21 protein-coding genes and 1 pseudogene are annotated in these 26,059 nt (G+C 70.3%); 16 read left to right on the forward strand and 6 right to left on the reverse strand.

What is annotated here, in order from left to right:
- From BST11_RS04010 to proB, 11 genes are all read left to right on the forward strand, one after another.
- Positions 1–320: transglycosylase family protein (locus BST11_RS04010; protein ID WP_211284620.1), on the forward strand; the 320-nt coding region annotated here is incomplete at its 5' end.
- An 86-nt stretch (positions 321–406) separates the two neighbouring features.
- On the forward strand, positions 407–1,663 hold the full coding sequence (locus BST11_RS04015) for a saccharopine dehydrogenase family protein (protein WP_083136707.1): 1,257 nt from the start codon (positions 407–409) through the stop codon (positions 1,661–1,663).
- Positions 1,664–1,736: 73 nt separating this feature from the next.
- The gene (locus BST11_RS04020; RefSeq protein WP_083136708.1) at positions 1,737–4,394 is read left to right on the forward strand and encodes a valine--tRNA ligase; all 2,658 of its coding nucleotides are present in this window, start codon (positions 1,737–1,739) and stop codon (positions 4,392–4,394) included.
- On the forward strand, positions 4,391–5,800 hold the full coding sequence (gene folC, locus BST11_RS04025) for a bifunctional tetrahydrofolate synthase/dihydrofolate synthase (protein ID WP_083136709.1): 1,410 nt from the start codon (positions 4,391–4,393) through the stop codon (positions 5,798–5,800). Before BST11_RS04020 ends, folC begins: the two co-directional genes overlap by 4 nt.
- Entirely contained in the window at positions 5,797–6,153 is a 357-nt protein-coding gene (locus BST11_RS04030; RefSeq protein ID WP_067317699.1) for a DUF4233 domain-containing protein, read from the forward strand. The genes folC and BST11_RS04030 overlap by 4 nt, the downstream gene beginning before the upstream one ends.
- A gap of 50 nt (positions 6,154–6,203) precedes the next feature.
- Positions 6,204–6,614 (forward strand): nucleoside-diphosphate kinase, encoded by a 411-nt coding sequence (ndk, locus tag BST11_RS04035; protein WP_067317697.1) that lies wholly within the window; start codon positions 6,204–6,206, stop codon positions 6,612–6,614.
- A gap of 315 nt (positions 6,615–6,929) precedes the next feature.
- Positions 6,930–9,752 carry a ribonuclease E gene (rne, locus tag BST11_RS04040; RefSeq protein ID WP_083136710.1) on the forward strand — a complete coding sequence of 941 codons (2,823 nt, stop codon included), beginning with the start codon at positions 6,930–6,932 and terminating at the stop codon, positions 9,750–9,752.
- Between the two features lie 179 nt (positions 9,753–9,931).
- Positions 9,932–10,243, forward strand: a complete 312-nt coding sequence (gene rplU, locus BST11_RS04045) for a 50S ribosomal protein L21 (protein WP_083136711.1) — start codon at positions 9,932–9,934, stop codon at positions 10,241–10,243.
- Between the two features lie 15 nt (positions 10,244–10,258).
- Positions 10,259–10,522: a 50S ribosomal protein L27 gene (rpmA, locus tag BST11_RS04050; protein WP_067317692.1), complete on the forward strand. Its 264-nt coding sequence runs from the start codon at positions 10,259–10,261 to the stop codon at positions 10,520–10,522.
- Positions 10,523–10,612: 90 nt separating this feature from the next.
- Complete coding sequence (obgE, locus tag BST11_RS04055; RefSeq protein ID WP_083136712.1) at positions 10,613–12,067, forward strand: GTPase ObgE; 1,455 nt, start codon at positions 10,613–10,615, stop codon at positions 12,065–12,067.
- Positions 12,064–13,176 carry a glutamate 5-kinase gene (gene proB, locus BST11_RS04060; RefSeq protein WP_083136713.1) on the forward strand — a complete coding sequence of 371 codons (1,113 nt, stop codon included), beginning with the start codon at positions 12,064–12,066 and terminating at the stop codon, positions 13,174–13,176. The genes obgE and proB overlap by 4 nt, the downstream gene beginning before the upstream one ends.
- A 78-nt stretch (positions 13,177–13,254) precedes the next feature.
- On the opposite strand, the gene BST11_RS04065 is transcribed toward proB, so the two are convergent.
- Positions 13,255–13,902, reverse strand: coding sequence for a TetR/AcrR family transcriptional regulator (locus tag BST11_RS04065; protein ID WP_083136714.1), 648 nt, complete (start codon positions 13,900–13,902; stop codon positions 13,255–13,257).
- Between the two features lie 87 nt (positions 13,903–13,989).
- Here BST11_RS04065 and BST11_RS04070 point away from each other — a divergent pair, with 87 nt between their 5' ends.
- Positions 13,990–15,249, forward strand: a complete 1,260-nt coding sequence (locus BST11_RS04070) for a cytochrome P450 (RefSeq protein WP_083136715.1) — start codon at positions 13,990–13,992, stop codon at positions 15,247–15,249.
- Here BST11_RS04070 and BST11_RS04075 read toward each other — a convergent pair.
- Complete coding sequence (locus BST11_RS04075) at positions 15,246–16,088, reverse strand: SIR2 family NAD-dependent protein deacylase (RefSeq protein WP_083136716.1); 843 nt, start codon at positions 16,086–16,088, stop codon at positions 15,246–15,248. The genes BST11_RS04070 and BST11_RS04075 overlap by 4 nt on opposite strands.
- A gap of 92 nt (positions 16,089–16,180) precedes the next feature.
- Positions 16,181–16,719 (reverse strand): annotated as a pseudogene (locus tag BST11_RS04080) (cysteine hydrolase family protein).
- Positions 16,720–16,788: 69 nt separating this feature from the next.
- Between BST11_RS04080 and BST11_RS04085 the strand changes: the two are divergent.
- Entirely contained in the window at positions 16,789–18,843 is a 2,055-nt protein-coding gene (locus tag BST11_RS04085) for an NAD(+) synthase (RefSeq protein ID WP_083136717.1), read from the forward strand.
- Positions 18,844–18,858: 15 nt separating this feature from the next.
- Here the strand turns inward: BST11_RS04085 and BST11_RS04090 are convergent, their stop codons facing one another.
- The 3 genes from BST11_RS04090 to BST11_RS04100 all read right to left on the reverse strand — a co-directional run bounded on the left by BST11_RS04090 (position 18,859) and on the right by BST11_RS04100 (position 20,988).
- Complete coding sequence (locus tag BST11_RS04090) at positions 18,859–19,266, reverse strand: hypothetical protein (protein WP_083136718.1); 408 nt, start codon at positions 19,264–19,266, stop codon at positions 18,859–18,861.
- A gap of 122 nt (positions 19,267–19,388) precedes the next feature.
- Positions 19,389–20,006: a methyltransferase family protein gene (locus BST11_RS04095; RefSeq protein WP_083136841.1), complete on the reverse strand. Its 618-nt coding sequence runs from the start codon at positions 20,004–20,006 to the stop codon at positions 19,389–19,391.
- Between the two features lie 64 nt (positions 20,007–20,070).
- On the reverse strand, positions 20,071–20,988 hold the full coding sequence (locus BST11_RS04100) for a PfkB family carbohydrate kinase (RefSeq protein ID WP_244897500.1): 918 nt from the start codon (positions 20,986–20,988) through the stop codon (positions 20,071–20,073).
- A gap of 100 nt (positions 20,989–21,088) precedes the next feature.
- Between BST11_RS04100 and BST11_RS04105 the strand changes: the two genes are divergently transcribed.
- The 3 genes from BST11_RS04105 (at position 21,089) to BST11_RS04115 (ending at position 26,050) form a co-directional block, all read left to right on the forward strand.
- A complete protein-coding gene (locus BST11_RS04105) occupies positions 21,089–23,332 on the forward strand; it encodes an adenylate/guanylate cyclase domain-containing protein (RefSeq protein WP_083136719.1) in 2,244 nt (747 codons plus the stop codon).
- Positions 23,332–24,735, forward strand: a complete 1,404-nt coding sequence (locus BST11_RS04110; protein ID WP_083136720.1) for a mechanosensitive ion channel domain-containing protein — start codon at positions 23,332–23,334, stop codon at positions 24,733–24,735. Before BST11_RS04105 ends, BST11_RS04110 begins: the two co-directional genes overlap by 1 nt.
- Positions 24,736–24,802: 67 nt before the next feature.
- Positions 24,803–26,050: a glutamate-5-semialdehyde dehydrogenase gene (locus BST11_RS04115; RefSeq protein ID WP_083136721.1), complete on the forward strand. Its 1,248-nt coding sequence runs from the start codon at positions 24,803–24,805 to the stop codon at positions 26,048–26,050.
- The last annotated feature ends 9 nt before the right edge of the window (positions 26,051–26,059 follow it).

Raw genomic sequence — 26,059 nt, forward strand, 5'->3', positions numbered from 1 at the left:
CCCCGCCGCCCCCGCCGGCTCCCGTGGGCTTCGACCCGAACGTCCCGCCGCCGCCTGCGCCGGACGCGCCGCCTCCGCCGCGCAAGGCGTACAGCGTCAACTGGGACGCCATCGCGCAGTGCGAGTCGGGCGGCAACTGGGCCATCAGCACCGGTAACGGCTTCTCCGGTGGGCTGCAGTTCACGCCGAGCACCTGGCGCGCCAACGGCGGCTCGGGTTCGCCGGCGAACGCGAGCCGCGAGGAGCAGATCCGGGTGGCCGAGAACGTGCTGCACACGCAGGGCATCGGCGCCTGGCCGGTCTGCGGTCGGCGCGGCTAGAGCAGCGCCGTCAAGGAGCGACGAACGGGTAATGCCGGGCCTCGGGCCCGGCATTACCCGCCTCTGGGTGGGGTAGCGTCGGGCCGGTGACCGCAGCGCCGCGTGAGTTCGACGTCGTGTTGTACGGGGCGACCGGCTTCGTCGGGAAGCTGACCGCCGAATACCTCGCCCGCGCCGGAGCGGACGCGCGCATCGCGTTGGCCGGCAGGTCGCCGGACCGCCTGCGCACCGTGCGTGACTCCCTCGGCGAATCCGCGCGCGACTGGGCGGTGCTGACCGCCGACGCCGCCGCGCCGGCGACGCTGGACGAGATGGCCGCCCGGACCCGGGTCGTCGTCACGACGGTCGGCCCGTACACGCGGTATGGGCTGCCGCTGGTGGCCGCGTGCGCCGCGGCCGGCACCGACTACGCCGACCTGACCGGCGAGGCGCTGTTCGTCCGCGAAAGCATCGACCTGCACCACAAGCAGGCCGCCGACACCGGCGCCCGCATCGTGCACGCCTGCGGGTTCGACTCGGTCCCCTCGGATTTGACGGTCTACGCGCTGTACCGGGCGGCGCAGCGCGACGGGACCGGAGAGCTCGCCGACACCCACCTGGTGCTGCGTTCCATGGCCGGCGGCCTGTCCGGCGGCACCATCGCCTCGGGCGTGGAGATCATGGCCGCGGCCTCGGCGGACCCCGAGGCGCGCCGCCTGCTCGCCGACCCCTACACGCTGAGCACCGATCGCGGCGCGGAACCCGAACTCGGCCGCCAACCCGACCTGCCGTGGCGTCGCGGAAGTTACATCGCTCCGGAACTATCCGGTGTGTGGACCGCGGGTTTCATGATGGCCCCGTACAACACCCGAATCGTGCGGCGCAGCAACGCGTTACTGGACTGGGCCTACGGCCGGCGATTCCGCTACGAGGAGAACATGAGCGTCGGGTCGTCGGCGCTCGCGCCGGTGGCGTCGGCGATCGTCAGCGGAGTCGGCAACGCGACGTTCGCCCTGGGCAGCCGGTTCTTCCGGTACCTGCCGCGCCGCGCCGTGGAGCGGGTCCTTCCCAAGCCCGGCACCGGCCCCAGCGAGAAGACCCGGGAGCGCGGTTTCTACAAGATCGAGACCTACACCACCACAACCACCGGCGCGCGTTACGTGGCGCGCATGGAGCAACGCGGGGACCCCGGCTACAAGGCGACCTCGGTGCTGCTGGGGGAGTGCGGCCTGGCGCTCGCCCTCGACCGCGACAAGCTGTCCGATCTGGTGGGCGTGCTCACACCGGCCGCCGCGATGGGCGACGCGCTGCTGGCCCGCCTGCCCGACGCGGGTGTGTCGCTGCGGACCGAGCGGCTCGGCTGACCCGCGCCGAGTCGGCTGACCAGCGGCTTCGGCCGCTTACTCGGCGGCGGCGGGCCCTCCCTAGAATTGACCGGTGACCGCCAGCCACCGCCCCGCCGCCGACCTGCCCAAGTCGTGGGATCCGGCCGCGATGGAGGGCGCGATCTACCAGAAGTGGCTGGACGCCGGCTACTTCACGGCCGACGCGGCCAGCGCCAAGCCGGGCTACTCGATCGTGCTGCCGCCGCCCAACGTGACCGGCAGCCTGCACATGGGCCACGCGCTGGAACACACCATGATGGACGCCCTGACCCGCCGCAAGCGCATGCAGGGCTACGAGGTCCTGTGGCAGCCGGGCACCGACCACGCGGGTATCGCGACGCAGAGCGTGGTGGAAAAGCAGCTGGCGGTCGACGGCAAGACCAAGGAGGACTTCGGTCGGGAGCTGTTCGTCGAGAAGGTGTGGGACTGGAAACGGGAGTCGGGCGGCGCCATCGGCGGGCAGATGCGCAGGCTCGGCGACGGCGTGGACTGGAGCCGCGACCGCTTCACCATGGACGAGGGCCTATCCCGCGCGGTGCGCACGATCTTCAAGCGGCTCTATGACGGCGGGCTCATTTACCGGGCCGAGCGGCTGGTGAACTGGTCGCCGGTGCTACAGACGGCGATCTCGGACCTCGAGGTGAACTACCTCGACGTCGAGGGCGAGCTGGTGTCGTTCCGCTACGGCTCGCTCGACGACTCGCAACCCCACATCGTGGTGGCCACCACGCGGGTCGAGACGATGCTCGGCGACACCGCGATCGCCGTGCACCCCGACGACGATCGTTATCGCAATCTGGTCGGCACCACGCTGCCCCATCCCTTCGTGGACCGCCGGCTCGTCGTCGTCGCCGACGAGCACGTGGATCCCGAATTCGGCACCGGCGCAGTCAAAGTCACGCCGGCACACGACCCGAACGACTTTGAAATCGGACTGCGCCACGAGCTGCCGATGATCTCGATCATGGACACCCGAGGCAAAATCACCGACACCGGAACGCAATTCGACGGGATGGACCGCTTCGAGGCCCGGGTCGCGGTGCGTGAAGCCCTGGCGGCGCAGGGCCGCGTGGTCGAGGAAAAGCGGCCCTACGTGCACAGCGTCGGGCACTCCGAACGCAGCGGCGAGCCGATCGAGCCGAGGCTTTCGCTGCAGTGGTGGGTCCGGGTGGAATCGCTGGCCAAGGCCGCCGGCGACGCGGTGCGTAACGGCGACACTGTGATCCACCCCGCCAGCCTGGAGCCGCGCTGGTTCGCCTGGGTCGACGACATGCACGACTGGTGCATCTCCCGGCAGCTGTGGTGGGGCCACCGCATCCCGATCTGGTACGGGCCCAACGGAGAACAGGTGTGCGTCGGCCCGGACGAGACTCCGCCGGAGGGCTGGGAGCAGGACCCCGACGTGCTGGACACCTGGTTCTCGTCGGCGCTGTGGCCGTTCTCCACGCTGGGCTGGCCGGAAAAGACCCCGGAGCTGGAAAAGTTCTATCCGACAAGCGTTCTGGTCACCGGCTACGACATCCTGTTCTTCTGGGTCGCGCGGATGATGATGTTCGGCACCTTTGTCGGCGGCGACGACGCCATCACGCTCGACGGCCGCCGCGGCCCGCAGGTGCCGTTCACCGATGTCTTTCTGCACGGGCTGATCCGTGACGAATCCGGCCGCAAGATGAGCAAGTCCAAGGGCAACGTCATCGACCCGCTGGACTGGATGGACGCGTTCGGCGCCGACGCCCTGCGGTTCACCCTGGCCCGCGGCGCCAGCCCCGGCGGTGACCTGTCCGTCAGCGAGGACGCGGTCCGGGCGTCGCGCAACTTCGGCACCAAGCTGTTCAACGCCACGCGCTACGCACTGCTCAACGGGGCGAGCCCGGCCCCGCTGCCCGATCTCGCCGAGCTGACCGACGCCGACCGCTGGATCCTCGGGCGGTTGGAAGAGGTTCGCGCCGAGGTCGATTCGGCGCTCGACGGCTACGAGTTCAGCCGGGCCTGCGAATCGCTCTACCACTTCACCTGGGACGAATTCTGCGACTGGTACGTCGAACTGGCCAAAACGCAGCTCGCCGAGGGGTGCACGCACACCACCGCCGTGCTGGCCGCGGTGCTCGACACGCTGCTGCGGCTGCTGCACCCGGTCATCCCGTTCCTCACCGAGGCGCTGTGGCAGGCCCTGACCGGTCAGGAGTCGCTGGTGATCGCCGCGTGGCCGAAGCCGTCGGGCATCGCCTTGGATGTGGTTGCCGCGCAGCGCATCAGCGACGTGCAGAAGCTCGTCACCGAGGTTCGCCGCTTCCGCAGCGAACAGGGCTTGGCCGACCGGCAGAAGGTGCCGGCCCGACTGACCGGCATCCAAGCGGCGGACCTGGACGGCCACGCGGGCGCGGTGAGCTCGCTGGCCTTGCTGACCGAGCCGGGCGCGGACTTCCGGCCGTCGGTGTCGCTGGAAGTTCGGTTGGGCCCCAAAATCGACCGGACCGTCGTCGTCGAAATCGACACCTCGGGCACCATCGACGTCGCCGCCGAGCGTCGCCGCCTGGAGAAGGACCTGGCCGCCGCGCAAAAGGAGCTGTCGTCGACGTCGGCGAAGCTGGCCAACGCCGACTTCCTCGGGAAGGCACCCGAACACGTCGTCGCCAAGATCCGCGACCGCCAGCGCGTGGCGCAGGAGGAAACCGATCGGATCACCGCGAGGCTGGCCGCGCTGCAATGAGTTTGGTGCCTCCCACACCGGATGAGATCGCGTCGCTGCTGCAGGTCGAACACCTGCTGGACCAACGCTGGCCCGAAACGCGCATCGAGCCGAGCCTGACCCGGATCAGCGCGCTGATGGACCTGCTGGGGTCGCCGCAACTCGGCTACCCGTCCATCCACATCGCGGGCACCAACGGCAAGACGTCGGTCGCGCGGATGGTCGACGCGCTGGTGACCGCGCTGCACCGGCGCACCGGCCGCACCACCAGCCCGCACCTGCAATCGGCGGTCGAGCGCATCGCGATCGACGGGCAACCGATCAGCCCCGCCGGGTACGTGGCCACCTACCGCGAGATCGAGCCGTTCGTGCAGATGGTCGACGCGCAGTCGCAGGCCGGTGGCGGCCCGGCGATGAGCAAGTTCGAGGTCCTCACCGCGATGGCGTTCGCCGCGTTCGCCGACGCGCCCGTCGACGTCGCGGTGGTCGAGGTCGGCATGGGCGGGCGTTGGGACGCCACCAATGTCGTCAACGCGCCGGTGGCGGTGATCACCCCCGTCGGCATCGATCACGTCGAATACCTCGGCGGCGACGTCGCCGGGATCGCCGGCGAGAAGGCCGGCATCATCCACCGGGCACCCGAGGGCGCGCCGGACACCGTCGCCGTCATCGCCCGCCAGGTACCCGAGGCGATGGAAGCGCTGCTGGCCCAGTCCGTGCGCGCCGACGCCGCGGTCGCCCGCGAGGATTCCGAGTTCGCGGTGCTGGACCGGCAGGTCGCCATCGGCGGACAGGTGCTGCAGCTGCAGGGCCTGGGCGGGGTGTACTCCGACGTCTATCTGCCGCTGCACGGCGAGCACCAGGCGCACAACGCGGCGGTGGCGCTCGCGGCGGTGGAGGCCTTCTTCGGCGCCGGCGCGCAGCGTCAGCTCGACGTGGACGCGGTCCGGGCCGGCTTCGCCGCCGTCGCCAGCCCCGGCCGACTGGAGCGCATGCGCAGCGCGCCAACGGTTTTCATCGACGCCGCGCACAACCCGGCCGGGGCGGCCGCGCTGGCGCGGGCGCTGACCGGCGAATTCGACTTCCGCTTTTTGGTCGGCGTGCTCAGCGTGCTGGCCGACAAGGACGTCGACGGCATCCTGGCCGCGCTGGAGCCCGCGTTCGACGCCGTCGTCGTGACCCACAACGGTTCGCCGCGCGCGCTGGACGTCGAGGCGCTGGCGGTCGCGGCGCGCGGGCGGTTCGGGCCCGACCGCGTGACGACCGCCGAGAACCTGCGCGACGCCATCGACGTGGCGACCGCCCTGGTCGACGACGCGGCCGCCGACGAGGAAGCCGGGGCGGCGTCCGGCACCGGGATCGTCATCACCGGCTCCGCCGTCACCGCGGGGGCCGCGCGGACGCTGTTCGGCCGGGACCCGGCATGACCGACGAGAGCCCGCCGCCCGCCGACCCGTGGAAGAGCTTCGGGGCCGTGATGGCCGCGACGCTGATCCTCGAGGCGATCGTGGTGCTGCTGGCGATACCGGTGGTGGGCGCCGTCGGCGGCGGCCTGACCGCCGCGTCGCTGGCCTACCTGATCGGCCTGGCCGCGGTGCTGATCCTGCTGGCCGGGGTGCAGCGCCGACCCTGGGCGATCTGGGCGAACGTGGGCGTTCAGGTGGTTGTTCTCGCCGGGTTCGCCGTCTATCCCGGGGTCGGGTTCATCGGGGTGCTGTTCGCCGGGTTGTGGGCGTTGATCGTCTACTTCCGGGCCGAGGTCAAGCGGAGACAGCCGTAAAGCGCCAGTAAGCGGCGGCAATCGGCGCCCAGTTATGTACGCTGTCGGCCGTGACCGAACGGACGCTGGTACTGATCAAGCCTGACGCCGTCGAACGGCACCTGATAGGCGAGATCATCGGCCGCATCGAGCGAAAGGGCCTCACCATCGCGGCGCTGGAGCTCCGGCACGTCGGCGAGGACCTGGCCGCCCAGCACTACGCCGAGCACGAGGGCAAGCCGTTCTTCGGGTCCCTGCTGGAGTTCATCACCTCGGGGCCGGTGGTGGCCGCGATCGTGGAGGGACCGCGGGCGATCGCGGCGTTTCGTCAGGTCGCCGGCGGCACGGACCCGGTGGAGAAGGCCACACCGGGCACGATCCGGGGCGATTTCGGCCTGGAGACCCAGTTCAACCTGGTGCACGGGTCCGATTCGGCCGATTCCGCCAAGCGCGAGATCGCGCTCTGGTTCCCCGGCAGCTAGGGGCCCCGACGGGCTTTGCCGCGGCCGTCGGATCGGTCGCGGGTGGGCACGCCGCGTGATGTGGGATACTGGCTGCGGGTGAACGTCGCCGGACCGACGTCGGACACCCGAATGAAGACTTAGACAAGCGCGACCATCGCCATCCCGCGGTGTTGCGCCGCATGTCAGGCCGACATTCAGCACGGCGCCGAGTGGGTTCACCTTGAGCCGCCCGGGGCGAGACCATCACAAACCCGGGAGAAGCGACCCGGGCGCATAGCGAAGCCCTCGCGTGGCCGCGTCGAAGCGACGCGCCCGGGGGCTCAAGGAGAATACGTGGAAGACAGTGCCCCACCCACAGACTCATCACACGAGCCGGGCCAGCACGACGAACTCCCGGACCGCCTGAGGGTCCACCAGCTGGCCCGTGCGCTGGGCAGCACCAACACCGAGGTGCTCGAGGCGCTCACGACGCTCGACGGGCGGGTCCGCAGCGTGCATTCCGGCGTGGACCGCGAGGACGCCCTGCGGGTGCGTGACCTGATCTTCGCCAAGCCGCTGAAGAACATTCCGGGCTTTTCCAGCGCGCCCGGCCCCGTCACCGTGCGGCCCGCGCCCCGGCCGGCCCCGGGGGCCCCGGGCGACCCGCCGCAGTACATGCCGCTGTTCGTCGCGCCACAACCGCGCGAAGCGAACGAGGGCGGCGACGCCGCGGACGACCTGGACGCCGACTCCGACACCGACGACGACCGGGATGATCAGGACGACCAGACCGACCGGCCGGCCGGCCGGCGGCGGCGTCGGGGCCGTCGTGGCCGGGGCCGCGGCCGCGGCGAGCAGGGCGGCACCGACGGCCCGGATTCCGGTGACGACGACGGGGACGACGACGAGTCCGACGAGGGCGACGAGGGCGACGACGAGAACGGTTCGGCCGAGGGCGGCAGCCGCCGCCGCCGCAGGCGCCGGCGGCGCAAGTCGGGGGCCGGCGACGACGGCGACGAGGGTTCGCCCGACGACCCGCCGAACACCGTGGTGCACGAGCGCCCGGCGCGGGCCGGCAAGAACGGCGAAGACGGGTCGTCCGCCGAGATCAAGGGCATCGACGGCTCCACCCGGCTGGAGGCCAAGCGGCAGCGCCGCAGGGATGGGCGCGACGCCGGGCGGCGCCGCCCGCCGGTGTTGACCGAGGCCGAGTTCCTCGCGCGTCGTGAGGCCGTCGAACGGATGATGGTCGTGCGCGACCGGGTCCGCACCGAACCGCCGCATCCCGGCGCCCGCTACACGCAGATCGCGGTGCTCGAGGACGGCATCGTGGTCGAACACTTCGTGACCTCGGCTGCGTCCGCTTCCTTGGTGGGCAACATCTACCTGGGGATCGTGCAGAACGTGCTGCCCTCGATGGAGGCGGCGTTCGTCGACATCGGCCGCGGCCGCAACGGCGTGCTCTACGCCGGCGAGGTCAACTGGGAGGCCGCCGGGCTGGGCGGCTCCGACCGCAAGATCGAGCAGGCGCTCAAGCCCGGCGACTACGTCGTGGTCCAGGTCAGCAAGGACCCCGTCGGCCACAAGGGCGCGCGGCTGACCACCCAGGTGTCGCTGGCCGGCCGCTACCTGGTCTATGTGCCGGGCGCGTCGTCGACCGGGATCAGCCGCAAGCTGCCCGACACCGAGCGGCAGCGGCTCAAGGAGATCCTGCGTGAGGTGGTGCCGTCGGACGCCGGGGTGATCATCCGCACCGCGTCCGAGGGGGTCAAAGAGGAGGACATCCGCGCCGACGTCAACCGCCTGCAGGAACGCTGGCAGCAGATCGAGGCCAAGGCGGCCGAGACCAAGGAGAAGGCCGCCGGCGCCGCGGTGTCGCTCTACGAAGAGCCCGACGTTTTGGTCAAGGTCATCCGCGACCTGTTCAACGAGGACTTCGCCGGCCTGATCGTCTCGGGCGACGAGGCGTGGAACACCATCAACGAATATGTGAATTCCGTTGCCCCGGAACTGGTTTCGAAGCTGACGAAGTACGAGCCCGCCACCGGGCCGGACGAGACGAGCGGGCCGGACGTGTTCGCGGTGCACCGCATCGACGAGCAGCTCGCCAAGGCGATGGAGCGCAAGGTGTGGCTGCCGTCGGGCGGCACGCTGGTGATCGATCGGACCGAGGCCATGACGGTCGTCGACGTCAACACCGGCAAGTTCACCGGGTCGGGGGGCAACCTCGAGCAGACCGTCACCAAGAACAACCTCGAGGCCGCCGAGGAGATCGTGCGCCAGCTGCGGTTGCGCGACATCGGCGGCATCGTGGTGATCGACTTCATCGACATGGTGCTGGAGTCCAACCGCGACCTGGTGCTGCGGCGGCTGACCGAGGCGCTGGCCCGCGACCGCACCCGCCACCAGGTCTCCGAGGTGACGTCCCTGGGCTTGGTGCAGCTGACCCGCAAGCGGCTGGGCACCGGGCTGATCGAGGCGTTCTCATCGTCGTGCCCGAACTGCGGCGGCCGCGGCATCCTGCTGCACGCCGACCCCGTCGATTCGGCGCCGACCAACGGGCGCAAGTCCGAGTCGGGCGGCCGCCGCGGCAGGCGGTCGAAGAAGAAGGGGGCCGAAGAACCGGTCGTGGCCAAGGTGCCCGCGCACGCCCCCGGCGAACACCCGATGTTCAAGGCGATGGCCGCGGGCGCGTCCGGCGCGTCGGGGGCGTCGGATGGCGCCTCCCCCGACGGCGAAGAGCCCGACGAGTCGGCGGCCGAGGCCGCCAAGGTCGTCGACGAGACCAAGGCGGCCGAGGAGAAGGTCGCCGCCGGCCTGGGGGACAACGGCGCGGACTTCGAGGACACCGACGACTCCGATGACGACTTCGACGACGAGGACACCGACGACGACCTCGACGACGACGAGGAGGACCTCGGCGGTGACGAGGATCTCGACCTCGACGACACCGACGATGACGACACCGACGACGACGATGATGACGACGACGACACCGACGACGACGATGATGACGACGACGACACCGACGACGACGATGACGACGACCTGGACGATTCCGACGAGGACTCCGACTCCGGGGTCACCGGGCGGGAGGGCGACGGGTCGCCCTTCGGCCGGCCGCGCCGTCGCCGCGCGGCGGGCCGGCCTGCGGGCCCGCCCATCCACGCGGACTGACCTGCGGTCCGGGGCCGGTTTGACCCTGTAGCCGCTGGTCACGTACCCTGGGGCAGTTGTCGTCAGGCCGAAAGACGAGGGTTCGGCCGGCGAGCGGGAGCACGGCGACCCGCACCCCAGACCCACCGCGCGCACCGAAGGTGGCCCGCGCGCGAAGCGAGAAAGAGGCAGGAGCAGCGATGGCGACCTACGCAATCGTCAAGACCGGCGGCAAGCAGTACAAAGTCGCCGTCGGCGACGTCGTCAAGGTCGAGAAGCTGGACTCCGAGCCGGGCTCGAACGTGACGCTGCCCGTCGCCCTGGTGGTCGACGGCGCCAACGTCACCAGCGAGGCGGCCGCGCTGGCCAAGGTCGCGGTGACCGGCGAGGTGCTCGAGCACACCAAGGGCCCCAAGATCCGCATCCACAAGTTCAAGAACAAGACCGGCTACCACAAGCGTCAGGGTCACCGTCAGCAGCTGACGGTCCTGAAGGTCACCGGCATCAAGTAGCGGAGGACCAACGCAATGGCACACAAGAAGGGCGCTTCCAGCTCGCGCAACGGTCGCGACTCCGCCGCGCAGCGCCTCGGCGTGAAGCGGTTCGGCGGCCAGGTCGTCAAGGCCGGCGAGATCCTGGTCCGGCAGCGCGGCACGAAGTTCCACCCCGGCGCCAACGTCGGCCGGGGCGGCGACGACACGCTGTTCGCCAAGGAGGCCGGCGCGGTCCAGTTCGGGGTCAAGCGCGGCCGCAAGACCGTCAGCATCACGGCTGGAGAGACCTCGGCCTGAGCGCCGCGAGCGTGCACCCACTGCGATAATTCGAGGCGGATCTCGCAGCGGCTGCACGTTCGGCGAGCGAGACGGGTGAGAGGATCCCCGATGCCTCGGTTTGTCGACCGCGTCCTCGTTCACGCGCGGGCGGGTTCCGGCGGCAACGGCTGCGCGTCGGTGCGCCGCGAGAAATTCAAGCCGCTGGGCGGCCCCGACGGCGGCAACGGCGGCCGCGGCGGCAGCATCGTCCTGGTCGTCGACCCGCAGGTGCACACGCTGCTGGACTTTCATTTCCATCCGCACATCACCGCGCCGTCGGGCAAGCAGGGGATGGGCAACAACCGCGACGGCGCCGCCGGCGCCGACCTGGAGGTCAAGGTTCCCGACGGCACCGTGGTGCTGGACGAGAACGGCCGCCTGCTGGCCGACCTGGTGGGCTCGGGCACCCGCTTCGAGGCCGCCGCCGGCGGCCGCGGCGGCCTGGGTAACGCGGCGCTGGCCTCGCGGGCCCGCAAGGCCCCCGGTTTCGCGCTGCTCGGCGAGCCGGGCCAGTCCCGCGACCTGACGCTGGAGCTCAAGACGGTGGCCGACGCCGGGCTGATCGGCTTCCCCTCGGCCGGGAAATCCTCACTGGTGTCGGCGATCTCGGCGGCCAAGCCGAAGGTCGCCGACTACCCGTTCACCACGCTGGTGCCCAACCTCGGGGTGGTATCGGCGGGCGAGCACACCTTCACGATCGCCGACGTGCCCGGCCTGATCCCGGGCGCCTCGCAGGGACGCGGCCTGGGCCTGGAATTCCTCCGGCACATCGAGCGGTGCGCCGTCCTGGTCCACGTGGTGGACTGCGCCACCGCCGAACCGGGCCGCGACCCGATCTCCGACATCGAAGCGCTGGAAGCCGAACTGGCCGCGTACACCCCCACGCTGCAGGGCGACCCGGCGTTGGGCGACCTCGCCGAGCGGCCGCGGGCGGTGGTGCTCAACAAGATCGACGTGCCCGAGGCGCGTGAGCTCGCCGAATTCGTCCGCGACGAGATCGCCCAGCGGGGCTGGCCGGTGTTTTTGGTGTCGACCGTCGCGCGGGAAGGGCTGCAGCCCTTGGTTTTCGGGCTCTGGCAGATGATCTCGGACTACCAGGCGGCGCGGCCCCCGGTCGTGCCGCGCCGGCCGGTGATCCGTCCGGTGCCCGTCGACGACAGCGGTTTCACCGTCGAGCCCGACGAGCGGGGCGGGTTCGTCGTCACCGGCGCGCGGCCGGAGCGTTGGGTCGGCCAGACCAACTTCGACAACGACGAGGCGGTGGGCTACCTCGCCGACCGCCTGGCCCGCCTCGGTGTCGAGGAGGAGCTGCTGCGGCTGGGCGCCCAACCCGGGTGCGCGGTGACCATCGGCGAGATGACGTTCGACTGGGAGCCGCAAACCCCCGCGGGACAGCACGTTGCGCTGTCGGGCCGGGGCACCGACGCGCGGCTGGAGCGCAGCGACCGCGTCGGCGCCGCCGAACGCAAGGCCGCCCGCCGGCAGCGCCGCCAGCAGGGCCCCGAAACCGGTGGGGCCTCGTGAGCGCCCACCGCGAGGCCATCCGCGGCGCGCGCAGCCTGGTGGTCAAGGTCGGCACCAACGCCCTGACCACGCCGTCCGGGGTGTTCGACGCCGGACGCCTGGCCGGGCTGGCCGATGCCATCGAGGCGCGGATGAAGGCGGGCACCGACGTCGTCATCGTGTCGTCGGGCGCCATCGCCGCGGGCATCGAACCGCTCGGATTATCGCGCCGGCCAAAGGATTTGGCGACCAAGCAGGCCGCCGCCAGCGTGGGGCAGGTGTCGCTGTTGAACTCGTGGAGCGCGGCGTTCGCCCGCTACGGCCGCACGGTCGGGCAGGTGCTGCTGACCGCGCACGACATCTCCGTGCGCGCCTCGCACACCAACGCCCAGCGCACCCTGGACCGGCTGCGCGCGCTGCACGCGGTCGCGATCGTCAACGAGAACGACACGGTGGCCACCAACGAGATCCGGTTCGGCGACAACGATCGGCTGTCGGCGCTGGTGGCCCACCTGGTCGGGGCGGAGGCGTTGGTGCTGCTGTCCGACATCGACGGGCTCTACGATGCCGATCCGCGGAAGGCGAGGGGCCGGGTGCCCGCCAGGTTTATCGCCGAGGTGTCCGGCGCGGCGGACCTGGACGGCGTGGTGGCCGGTCCGGGCAGCGACCTGGGCACCGGCGGGATGGCTTCGAAGGTGTCGTCGGCGCTGCTGGCCGCCGACGCGGGGGTCCCGGTGCTGCTGGCCGCGGCCGCCGACGCCGCGGTCGCCCTCACCGACGCCTCCACCGGCACGGTGTTCGCCGCGCGGCCGCAGCGGATGTCGGCCCGCCGGTTCTGGGTGCGCTATGCCGCCGAGGCGACCGGCTCGCTGACGCTGGACGAGGGCGCGGTGCGCGCCGTGGTGGGGCAGCGGCGCTCGCTGCTGGCCGCGGGCGTCACCACGATCGCAGGCCGCTTCTACGCGGGGGACGTCGTCGAGTTGCGCGGTCCGGACGCGGAGATGATCGCCCGGGGGGTGGTGGCCTACGACGCCACCGAGCTGGCCACCATGATCGGCCGCTCGACCGCCGAGCTGCCCGGCGAGCTGCGCCGCCCCGCGGTACACGCCGACGACCTGGTCGCCGTCTAACGGCGAGCAGACGCAGAATCGCACGATTCGTTCTTCGAACGTGCGATTCTGCGTCTGCTCGCGGTAGGTGGCGCGCTATCAGTCGGGCGAGATGGGCTTGAGATACAGCGCGCCCCAAATGATTTGGGCCAGCGCCTCGGCGAGCTCGGCGTCGTATGACTCCGGCGCCGCCGGAAGGTTCTGATGGCACGCGCGCTCCACCATCCAGGTCAGCGCGCTGGCCGTGGCGGCCGTGGGCAGCTCGGGGCGGATGGAGCCGTCGGCCTTGCCGTCCTCGATGACCCGGGTGACCCGCCCGGTGATGGCGGTCAACAGGTTTCGATAGGTCGCCGCGACCAGGGGGTCGTAACCGGCCATCTCGTTCAGCGCGACGAGCACCGGCTGGTGGCGGCGGTAGCCCGCGACGATCGCCGTCGTCGCGGCGCGGACGTCGTCGGGGTCGTGCCGCCACGCCACGCTCCACCAGCGATCCCCGCTGTCGGCGAGATCGCCGAACACCTGACCGGCCAGGCGGCGCAGCAGGTGGCCCTTGTCCTCGAAGTAGATGTAGAAGCTGGCCCGCGAGATGCCGGCCTCGCTCGAGAGCCGGTCCACGCTGAGCTCGGTGAAACTTGCCCCGGCGCGCATCAGTCGCTCGGTGGCGTCGAGCAGCCGGCGCTCCATCTGCTCGCGCCGCTGCTGGCGGCCCCGGTCGCGGGGCTGCGCTTTGCGCGTGACCGACGGCATCCGACCAGCTTAGCCGACTGTCAGACATATTGACTAGACATAGTGTCTAGGCATAGGGTCGGGGTCGGCTTCACCGGGAGGGCTCCTATGACAGCTATGGCCGGCACGGCACGTGCCTACGACGCGATCGACCTGTCCTCACGCGCGTTCTGGTCGACGACGGCCGCGCGGCGGGAGCGCTCGTTCGCGGTGCTGCGCGCCGAGCGCCCGGTGAGCTGGCACCCTCCGGTGGAAGACGCCCTGATGCAGGACCCCGACGACCCCGGCTATTGGGCGGTCACCCGGCGCGCCGACATCGTCAAGGTCAGCCGCAACAACGAGGTGTTCCTGTCCGGCCGGGGCGTGATGTTCGAGAGCATTCCCCAGGAGTTGCTCGAGGCCTCGCAGTCGTTCCTGGCGATGGACCCGCCGCGGCACACAGTGCTGCGCAAGCTGGTCAGCGCCGCGTTCACCCCGCGCCAGGTCCGCCGGATCGAGGATTCGATCCAGGCCAACGCCAAGCGCATCGTCGAGGAGCTCGCCGCGGCGGGCAGCGGCGCGGATTTCGTGCAGCACTGCGCCAAGGAGCTGCCGATTCGCACGCTGTCGGACATGGTCGGCATCCCGGAATCCGAGCGCGAGCGGGTGGCGCACGCCGCCGAGGCCGCGGTGTCGTGGGCCGACCCGCAGTCGATGGCGGGGCGCGATCCGCTCGAGGTGCTGGTGGAAAACCAGCTGTACCTGCATCAGGTGGCCGGCGCGCTCGCCGCGGAGCGCCGCGAGAACCCCGGCGACGACCTGTTCAGCGGGCTGGTGAACGCCGAGGTCGACGGCGACCGGCTCACCGACGCCGACGTGGCCGCCTTCTTCGTGCTGCTCTCGGTGGCCGCGAACGACACCACTCGGCAGACCACCAGCCACGCGCTGAAGGCGCTCACCGACTTTCCCGACCAGCGGGCCTGGCTGATGGAGGATTTCGACAATCGGATCGGCACCGCGGTGGAGGAATTCATTCGCTGGGCGACCCCGGTGATGACGTTCCGACGCACGGCCGCAACGGATTTCGAGCTCGGCGGCCAGACGATCCGGGCCGGCGAGAAAGTGGTGATGTTCTATTCGTCGGGCAACTGGGACACCGACGCGTTCGAGCGCCCGGACCGCTTCGATCTGAGCCGCAGCCCCAACCCGCACCTCGGCTTCGGCGGCGGCGGGGTGCACTTCTGCCTCGGGGCGCACGTGGCCCGCGCCCAACTTCGCGCGATCACCGGCGAGCTGCTTCGGCAGCTGCCGGACATCCGGGCGGGCGAGCCGTCCTATGTGGCGGGCAATTTCATCCACGCCATCCGCAGCATGCCCTGCACGTTCTAGGCCAACGCACTGGCCAGCTCGGTGGCCAGCAGCGTCATCAATTCCGAGCAGCCGCCGTCGACCTTCACGGTGGCCAGATCGTCGCCGCGGGTGGGACCGCGGTTGACGATGGCGATCGGCATGTCCCGCGCCGCGGCGTGGCGCACGAACCGGTAGCCGGAGAACACGGTCAGCGACGAGCCGGCGACCAACAGCGCGTCGGCCCCCTCGATAATTGAATATGCGGTTGCCACAACGTCTTTGGCCACATTCTCACCGAAGTAGACGATGTCCGGCTTGAGCATGCCGCCGCAGCGCGGGCAGTCCAGGTACACGAACGAGGCGGTGTCGGAGACCATGGCGTCGGCGTCGGGGGCCACCGCCAGCCCGCCCACCGCCTCGGCCCGTTCGATGAATCCCGGGTTGAGCTGCTCGAGGCATTCGGCCAGCGCGGCGCGGCTCATGCCGTGGCCGCAGCCCAGGCAGACCACGCGCGCATAGGTGCCGTGCAGGTTGACGACGTTGCGGCTGCCGGCCTTGGTGTGCAGCAGGTCGACGTTCTGCGTGATCACGCCGGTCACCACCGACGCGCGCTCGAGCGCGGCCAGGGCGCGGTGCCCGGCGTTGGGCAGGGTGTCGTCCATGTGCCGCCACCCGACGTGGTTGCGCGCCCAATACCGCTGCCGGAACAGCGGATCCGAGGTGAACTGGCGGATGGTCATGGGATTGCTCGGCGGCGAATCGGGGCCCCGATAGTCGGGGATGCCGGAGTCGGTGGAGATCCCCGCACCGGTCAGCACCGCGACCCGGCGCCCGGCCAGCAGCCCGACCAGCTCCGGCGATTCGGCGCGGCGGGTCACGCGTCCGAGGGTAGCCCTCCGCCGCGAGCGGCCGTGTCGGTACGGGGACACGCCGATGAGGCCGGCAGTTTGCGGGCGCTCGCGCCCGATCGTCAGCCCAGGCAGTCGGCGGCGGTGGTGAGCTCGGCGGACATGTTCTGTTCCATCATCCGCAGCGCCGCCCCGCCCAAGTCGGCGTCGATGTGCGCGACGGCGTCGGTGGGGATCACGACGGGGAAGTGGCGCACGTAGGCGTCGAGCGCGGTGTAGAGGATGCACTGCTCGGTGACCTGGCCGGTCAGGATCAACCGCTTGGTCTCCAGGCGGCCGAGCAGGTACGCCAGCGCGGTCGCGTAGAAGGCGCTGTGGCGGACCTTGGTCAGCACGCGGCAATCCTCGGACGGCAGGATCGGCTTGACCAGATCTGGCCGCGCGCCGTCGACCGCCGAGCGGACGATGTCGGAGAACTGGGCGGTGAAGTCGCCGTAGTTGTCGTTGACGTAGACGAGGTCGACGCCGCCGGCGTCGCGGGCCCGGCGGATCAGACCGGCCAGGGGTTCGATGATTTTCCCACATTGGGTATCAGTTCCTCGGCGTCGGGATGCTGATAGGTGTTCATCATGTCGACCACGACGACGGCGGTATCGCTCATGCTGGTGGGGGTACCCCGCGGCGACAACTTGACAACCGTCCGGCGACAATGAACGACAATGGAAGGGCCATGACTTCTCACCAGGGCTTCTACAACAGCTACGGCCAGGGTTTCGTGCGCGTCGCCGCGTGCACGCACCACACCACCATCGGTGATCCGGCGGCCAACGCGGAGTCCGTGCTGCGGTTGGCCCGCGAATGCCACGACGACGCCGTCGCCGTGGCCGTCTTCCCGGAGCTGACGCTGTGCGGCTACTCCATCGACGACATCATCCTGCAGGACCTGTTGCTCGACGACGTCGAACGCGCCATCGCCGACATCGTCGCCGCGTCGGCCACGCTGCTGCCGGTGCTGGTCGTCGGCGCCCCGCTGCGCCACCGGCAGCGCATTTACAACACCGCGGTGGTGATCCACCGCGGCACGGTGCTCGGCGTGGCGCCGAAGTCGTACCTGCCCACCTACCGGGAGTTCTACGAGCGCCGCCAGATCGCGCCCGGCGACGACGAGCGCGGCGTCATCCGCATCGACTCGATCGAGGCCCCGTTCGGTCCCGACCTGCTGTTCGCCGCGTCCGATCTGCCGGACTTCGTCCTGCATGTGGAAATCTGCGAGGACATGTTCGTGCCGATCCCGCCCAGCGCGGAGGCGGCGCTGGCGGGCGCGACCGTGCTGGCCAACCTGTCCGGCAGCCCGATCACGATCGGCCGCGCCGAGGATCGTTGCCTGCTGGCGCGCTCGGCTTCGTCGCGGTGCCTGGCCGCCTACGTGTACGCCGCGGCGGGGGAGGGCGAGTCGACGACGGACCTGGCGTGGGACGGCCAGACCATGGTGTGGGAAAACGGCGTGCAGCTGGCCTCCTCCGAGCGCTTCCCGAAGGGGGAGCGGCGCAGCGTCGCCGACGTCGACCTGGAGCTGCTGCGTTCCGAGCGGCTGCGGATGGGCACCTTCGACGACAACCGGCGCCACCACCGCGCGACGGCGGAGTCGTTCCGGCGCATCGAGTTCCGGCTCGACCCCCCGGGCGGCGACATCGGGCTGCGCCGTGAGATCGAGCGCTTCCCGTTCGTGCCGGCCGATCCGCAACGCCTGGAACAGGATTGCTACGAGGCCTACAACATCCAGGTCGCCGGGCTTGCGCAGCGGTTGCGCGCGCTGGACTACCCGAAGGTGGTCATCGGGATCTCCGGCGGCCTGGACTCGACGCACGCGCTGATCGTCGCCGCGCGCGCCATGGACCGCGAGGAGCGGCCGCGCAGCGACATCCTGGCCTTCACGCTGCCCGGCTTCGCGACGGGGGACCGCACCAAACGCAACGCGATCGAGCTGTGCCGCGCGCTCGGGGTCACCTTCTCCGAAATCGACATCACCGAGACCGCGGCGCTGATGCTGAAGGAGATCGACCACCCGTTCGCACGCGGCGAGAAGGTCTACGACGTCACCTTCGAAAACGTCCAGGCCGGCCTGCGCACCGACTACCTGTTCCGGCTGGCCAACCAGCGCGGGGGCATCGTGCTGGGCACCGGCGACCTCTCCGAGCTGGGGCTGGGTTGGTCCACCTACGGGGTCGGCGACCAGATGTCGCATTACAACGTCAACGGCGGCGTGCCCAAGACCCTGATCCAGCACCTGATCCGCTGGGTGATCTCCTCCGGCCAGTTCGAATCCGAGGTCTGCGAGGTGCTGCGGTCGGTGCTGGACACCGAGATCACCCCGGAGCTCGTCCCCAGCGGCGAAGAAGAGGAGCTGCAGAGCAGCGAGGCGAAGGTCGGACCCTTTGCCCTGCAGGACTTTTCGCTGTTCCACGTGCTGCGCTTCGGGTTCCGGCCGTCGAAGATCGCCTTCCTGGCGTGGCACGCGTGGAGCGACCCCGAGGGGGGCAACTGGCCGCCGGGGTTCCCCGAGGACAAGCGGCCGGCCTACTCGCTGAAGGAAATTCGGCACTGGCTGCAGGTTTTCGTGCAGCGGTTCTACTCGTTCAGCCAGTTCAAGCGCTCGGCCCTGCCCAACGGCCCCAAGGTGTCGCACGGGGGCGCGCTGTCGCCGCGCGGGGATTGGCGCGCGCCGTCGGACATGTCCGCGCGCATCTGGCTCGACGAGATCGACCGCGAGGTGCCCGAGGAGTAGGACGGCCCGGCCCGCTCAGGCCTTGGCGCGGCGCCAGCCCTGATACTGCAACTCGGCGAACAACAGCGTGTAGGCGCCGGAAGCCAACGTGATGACCACGCCGGCGGCGGTCAACGGGAAGACGTCGGCGAGCACCAGGACGACGGCGGCCACCGTGTAGAGCAGGTTGGCGACGACGACCCCCATCCCGACGCGGCGCACGGACGGCAGCGCGGCCAGGCCGAAGACCACCAGCCCGTAGGTGATCAAAAACGCGGCCATGCCGTACTCGAACGATCTCGTGGTACCCGACAGCTCGGCGAGCCGGCCGGCGAAGGGCGCCCCGACGAGGCCGCCGAGTCCGCTGATGGCGGCGTCGGCGCGCATCGCGAAGCGAAGCAGCCCGTCGCGGGTGTGGGTGCGGTCAATGGTGATGGCGGACATGGTTTTCCTTTCTCGATCGCTGACACCACGTTGGTCGCAAACCGCTGCCAACTCGACGCCGCCCGCTGCCAGTTACTGCCAACCGCAGGTCAGCGACCATGAAGGCGACGCGGGAACGGCCGCTAGCGAATCAGCCCGACCCCGGGAACGAACCGCCCCACGCTGGCGGCGTATTCGCGATAGGCCTCGCCGTGCGTTCGCAACAGGTGGGGCTCCTCGACGCGACGGACCTGCAGCTCGATCGTGGCGACGAGGAGGACGAGGCCGGCGAGGGCGACGACGTTCGGCGTCACCAGCGCGATGCCGATTCCGAACGTGAACATGGCGGTGTAGATGGGGTTGCGTATCCGGCCGAACACGCCGGTGTGCACGAGCGTGGTCGTCTCCCTCGTATCCACGCCGATCCGCCAGGAATCGCCCATCTCGAGTTGCGCGTACACCGTCGCCGCGATGCCGACCGTCGCCACCACGATGCCGATGGTCTGGACCCAGACCTCGTTCAGCACGCGGACCGGTTGAACCGCCTCGATCTCCTGCAGAATCGGGGCGCTGACCGCCACCGCGAGGGCGACCACAAAGCCGACCCCGGCGACGCGTTCCAGCCAACCGCCGGTGCTGATGCCGCGGAACCCGGTCGAGCCGGTGCGGCGATACTGCAGCCAACTGCGCCAGCCGAAACCGAGCACGCCGAATATCGCGAAGAGTACGAGGGCCATGTCGGCGGCGGCGGTCGCCGGCATGCACGTTCCCGTGACCGTTTCCATGACCGTTCCCAGGACCGCAGTCATCGCCAGCGAGGTTACCTCACGGCGTTTGCTCGCGGGAAGCCGTCCGCAACGCCTCGTCGATCGCCGCGGCGCGCGGCGCGCAGTCCCCCGCGCCGGGCGCGAGCGTTGCCAACGCACCCGCGGCGCAGGCGCGCCGCAGCGCGGTCAGCCGCCCGGCGCGCGCGCCCGGTTCGCGCGGCCAGCCGGCGGCCAGGACCCCCGCGAACACGTCGCCGGCGCCGGCGGTGTCCACCGCCTCGACCGCCGGGGCGGGGACGGTGAACTGGCCGTCGGCGCCCACGTAGCGGGCCCCGCGCGCGCCGATCGTGATCACGAAGTGGGTTGGCCGCCAGGGCCATTCCCCCGCCTCGGCCTCGTTGGCGATGACCACGTCCGCGGCGGTGGCCAAGTCGGCGAGGTGGCGCCGCTCACCCCCGGCGGGGGAGGCGTTGACGATGACGGTCGCCCCGGCCGCGCGGGCCGCGCGCGTCGCCGCCACCGCCGTGGACAGCGGAATCTCCAACTGGGTCAACAGCACTTCGCAATCGGAGATCACGTCGCGCGCCGCGGCGGTGAGCGTCAACCGACCGTTCGCGCCCGGTGCCACCACGATGGCGTTCTCGGCGCGGGTGTCGACCACGACGGCCGCCGTTCCGCTGGGTCCGGGCGTTGCCACGGTCGCATCGAGCCCAACGCCGTTGGCCCGCAGGTGCGCCCGCAGCTGCGCGGCGGCCGCGTCGTCGCCGACCGCGCCGACGAACTGCACGCGCGCCCCGGCGCGCGCCGCGGCCACGGCCTGATTGGCGCCCTTGCCGCCCGGCGCCGCGGTCAACGACGACGCGAGCACGGTCTCGCCCGGGCGCGGCAACGCGGCGACACCGAACGTCAGATCCATGTTCACGCTGCCGACCACGCACACCCGAGCCATCACCCCGACGTTAGTGGCTCCGGCCATTTTCACTAATCCTTTTGCTGCAATCGCCGATATCGTGATGTTCGCGCGTTAGTCTGCTGCCTAGTCGGTGCTAAATCCCGTTACGGGAAGGGAAAAGCGATTGACATCGAGCGAGCTGAAAGACGCCGAACACGCCGCTGAAAGCACCGGGAAACCGGCAACGCAAAATGCTCCCGGACCCGCCCCCGAATCCGCTCCGGCCGAACAGACCCGCAGGGGTGTGCGACGACCTTTGCCGTGGCACCGGTTCCGGTTCGGCATCCAGTCGAAGATCATGGTGGCGATGCTGTTATCCGGCATTCTCGGCGTCGCGGTGATCGGTCTGATCGGGGCCGTCTCCGGCCGGAACGCCCTGCGGGAAGTCGAGGCCGAGCGGTTGATCGAGCTGCGCGAAACGCAGAAGCGGCAGATCCAGGCGCTCTTTCGCGAGGTGACCAATTCGCTGATCGTCTACAGCGGCGGGTTCAGCGTCATCGACGCGACGGTGGCGCTCGCAGCGGGGTTGAACCAGTTGGGCAATGCCACGATCAGTCCGGCCCAACAACAAGCCCTGGTCGACTACTACGACAAGCAGATGATCGAGCCGATCAAGAAGGCGACCGGCAACCTGATCGACCTCAACGCCGTCCTGCCGAGTTCACCGGCGCAGCGTTACCTCCAGGCCTACTACACCGCGCCGCCCAGGCCGACCGCCGACTCGTTGCCCGTCGCCGACGCCGGCGACGGCAGCGCGTGGTCGGCGGCCAACGCGCGCTACGACTTCTACCTACGCGGCATCGTCACGCGCTTCGACTATCGCGACGCGCTGCTGATGGACCTGCAGGGCAACGTCGTCTACTCCGTCATGAAGGGACCGGACCTCGGCACCAACATCCTCACCGGCCCGTATCGCGAGTCGAACCTGCGCGATGCGTACCAAAAGGCGCTGCGCTCCAACGACGTCGACTTCGTGTGGATCACCGACTTCCAGCCGTACCAGCCGGCGCTCGACGCGCCCACCGCGTGGGTGGTGTCGCCCGTCGGCATGAACGGAAAGATCGAGGGCGTCATGGCCTTGCCCGTGCCGACAGCGAAGATCAACAAGATCATGACCGCGGACAAACGCTGGGAGGCCGCCGGCATGGGTCCGGCCACCGAGACGTATCTGGTCGGCCCCGACGACCTGATGCGTTCGGATTCACGGACTTTCCTGGAAAACCCCCAGGCATACCGGCGCGACGCCGTCGCCGCGGGCACCCCGCCCGACGTCGTGGACAAGGCGATCCGGCTGGGTGGCACGACGCTGGTGCAGCCGGTGCCGACGGCGGGGCTCAAGGCTGCCCAGCGCGGCGAGAGCGGCACCGTCAGCGCCACCGACTACGCCGGTAACAAGGAATTGGAAGCCTATGCGCCACTGGATATTCCGGACTCCGACCTGCATTGGTCGGTCCTGGCGACAAGGGATGATTCCGACGCTTTCGCGCGGCTGGGACGCTTCAGCAAGACCCTCGTGATCGCGGTCACCGCGCTGATTTTCGTCATCTGTGTGGCTTCGATGATGATCGCCCAGGCGGCGGTGCGGCCGGTGCGGCGCCTGGAGCAGGGCACCCGCAAAATCAGCTCCGGGGACTACGACGTGAACATCCCGGTGATCGCGCGCGACGAAATCGGCGACCTCACCGCGGCTTTCAACGAGATGAGCCGGAGCCTCGCGATCAAGGAGGAGCTGCTGAACCAGCAGCGCCGCGAAAACAACCGGCTGCTGCTGGCGCTGATGCCCGAGCCTATCGTCCAGCGGTATCGCGAGGGCGAGTCGACCATCGCCCAGAAACACCAGGACGTCGCGGTCATCTTCGCCGACATCGTCGGGCTCGACGAGCTGTCCAACGAGCTGTCCGGCGACGAATTGGTGGGCATCGTCGACGACCTGTTCCGGCAGTTCGACTCCGCGGCCGAAACCCTTGGCGTCGAACGCATTCGCACCTTCCACAACGGCTACCTCGCCACCTGCGGGGTGATCGCCCCGCGGCTGGACAGCCTTCACCGAAGCGTTGACTTCGGCATCGAGATGCGGCACATCATCGACCGGTTCAACAGCCAGTCGGGCCACGAGCTGGACCTTCGGGTCGGAATCAACACCGGCAACGTCATCAGCGGGCTGGTGGGCCGGTCCAGCCTCGTCTACGACATGTGGGGTGCGGCGGTGAGCCTGGCCTACCAAATCCACAGGGGCGCACCGCAGCCCGGCATCTACGTCAGCACCCCGGTATACGAGGCGATGCGAGATGTGCGGCATTTCGCCCCCGCCGGCACCATCTCCGTCGGTGGAGTGGACCAGAACATGTACCGATTGACGGAGCGATGATGAACCTCTGGCACTCCTCGTGGTTTTACTGGGCGGTCGGCATCGCGGTCGGCCTCCCGATCGCGCTGATCTTTCTCACCGAACTGCACCACACGCTGCTCCGGCGAAACAGCCGCCTGGCCCGCGTGGCGGGCCTGCTGCGCAACTACCTGGTGCCGCTGGGCGCACTGTTGCTGCTGCTGGTCAAGGCCTCCCAGATCCCGGCCGGGGATGTCCCGGTCCGGCTGCTGACCACGGTCTTCGGCTTCCTCGTGCTGCTGTTGTTGCTGTCCGGGCTCAACGCGACCGTGTTCGAGGGCGCCCCCGAGGACAGCTGGCGCAAACGGCTGCCGGCGATCTTCCTCGACGTCGGGCGCTTCGCGCTGATCGGCGTGGGCCTGGTGCTGATCCTGTCCTACATCTGGGGCGTGCGGGTCGGCGGGTTGTTCACCGCGCTGGGCGTCACGTCCGTGGTCATCGGCCTGATGCTGCAGAACTCCGTCGGCCAGATCGTGTCGGGACTGTTCATGCTCTTCGAGCAGCCCTTCCGGCTGGATGACTGGCTGGACACCGGGGCGGCGCGGGGGCGGGTCGTCGAGGTGAACTGGCGGGCCGTGCACATCGACACCGGCGACGGGATGCGGGTCACGCCGAACTCGGTGCTGGCCACGACGGCGTTCACCAACCTCAGCCGCCCCGCCGGCAGCCACAAACTGGCGATAACGACCACGTTTTCCCCCGCCGACCCGCCCGACCAGGTGTGCGCGGTGCTCTCGCGCGTCGCGCTCGGTCTGCCGCAGCTCAGGAGCGACAGCGTGCCCCGCACGGTCCCCCTCGGCGGCGGCGAGTACCGCACGTCCGTCGGGCTCAACTCGCCCGCCGACGACGGCGCCGCGCGCGCGACGTTTCTGCGCTGGATCTGGTACGCCGCGCGGCGCGAAGACCTGCGCCTCGACAACAGCGACGACGACTATTCGACCACCGAACGCGTGGAGAAGGCGGTGCGCACCGTGGTGGCGCCGGCCCTGCGCCTCAACGCCGACGAGCAACGGGCGCTGCATTCCTGCGCGCGGCTGGTCCGCTACGGCGCCGGCGAGACGGTGGAGTACCCCGGTCAGGTGCCCACCGGGATGACCTTCCTGATCAGCGGGCGGGTCCAGCTGACCGCGACGGCCGACGACGGCTCGCTCGTGCCGATCACCACGCTGACCGAGGGATCGTTCCTGGGGCTGACGGCGCTGACCCGCCAGCCCAACACCGCGAGCGCCTACGCGCTCGACGAGGTGACCGCGCTGGAGATCGATCGCGAGCACCTCGAACACCTGGTGATGCGAGAACCGTTGCTGCTGCAGAACTTCGGGCGCATCCTCGGCGAGCGGCAAAGCAAGGTGCGCAAGGCCCGGCGCGGCGAGCTGGTGGGCTGACCCGGCCACCGCACGTTCCCGCAGGGGCAACCCAACTCGGCAAACCGCAAACCGATACCCTGGTTCAATGAGTCTGCAAGCTCCATCGCGCCCTGACCTGCGCCGGGAGGTGCACGACGCCGCGCGCCGCGCCCGGGTCGCCGCGCGCTCGCTGGCGGCGCTGCCGACCGTCGCCAAGGACGTCGCACTGCAGTCCGCGGCCGACGCGATCGCCGCCCACACCGAGCGCATCCTGGCCGCCAACGCCGAAGACCTGGAGGCCGCCCGGGCCGCGGGAACCCCGACCGCCATGCTCGACCGTCTGGCGCTGGACGCCAGGCGCGTCGACGGGATCGCGGCCGGCCTGCGGCAGGTCGCCACGCTGCCCGACCCGGTCGGCGAGGTGCTGCGCGGCTACACCCTGCCCAACGGGCTGCACCTGCGCCAGCAGCGCGTTCCGCTCGGGGTGGTCGGCATGATCTACGAGGGCCGGCCCAACGTCACCGTCGACGCCTTCGGGCTGGCCCTCAAGTCCGGCAACGCCGTGCTGCTGCGCGGCAGCTCGTCGGCGGCCAAGTCCAACCAGGCGCTCGTCGACGTGTTGCGCGCGTCGCTGGTCAGCGAGGACCTGCCCGCCGACGCGGTCCAGCTGCTGTCGTCGACCGATCGCGCCACGGTCACCCACCTGATCCAGGCCCGCGGCCTCGTCGACGTGGTGATCCCGCGCGGCGGCGCCAGCCTGATCGACGCGGTGGTGCGCGACGCGCAGGTCCCCACCATCGAAACCGGTGTCGGCAACTGTCACGTCTACGTGCACGAGGCCGCCGACCTGGAGGTGGCCGAACGGATCCTGCTGAACTCGAAGACGCGCCGGCCCAGCGTGTGCAACGCGGCCGAGACGCTGCTGGTCGACGCCGCGATCGCGGGCGAGGCCATGCCCAGGCTGGTGGGCGCCCTGCAGGACGCCGGGGTGTCGGTGCACCTCAACCCCGACGAGGCCGACCTGCGCCGCGAATACCTGTCGATGGACATCGCGGTGGCGGTGGTCGACGGCGTCGACGCCGCGATCGACCACATCAACGAGTACGGCAGCGGACACACGGAGGCCATCGTCACCACGAACATGGCCGCGGCCCAACGGTTTACCGACGGCGTCGACTCCGCCGCGGTGATGGTCAACGCCTCGACGGCGTTCACCGACGGTGAGCAGTTCGGGTTCGGCGCCGAGATCGGCATCTCGACGCAGAAGCTGCACGCGCGCGGCCCGATGGGATTGCCGGAATTGACCTCGACCAAGTGGATCGCGTGGGGAGACGGGCACGTCCGCCCGGCCTGACGTCCCGAT

Origin of the sequence: Mycobacterium alsense (assembly GCF_002086635.1) — a bacterium.
In the GTDB taxonomy this organism is placed as follows: domain Bacteria; phylum Actinomycetota; class Actinomycetes; order Mycobacteriales; family Mycobacteriaceae; genus Mycobacterium; species Mycobacterium alsense.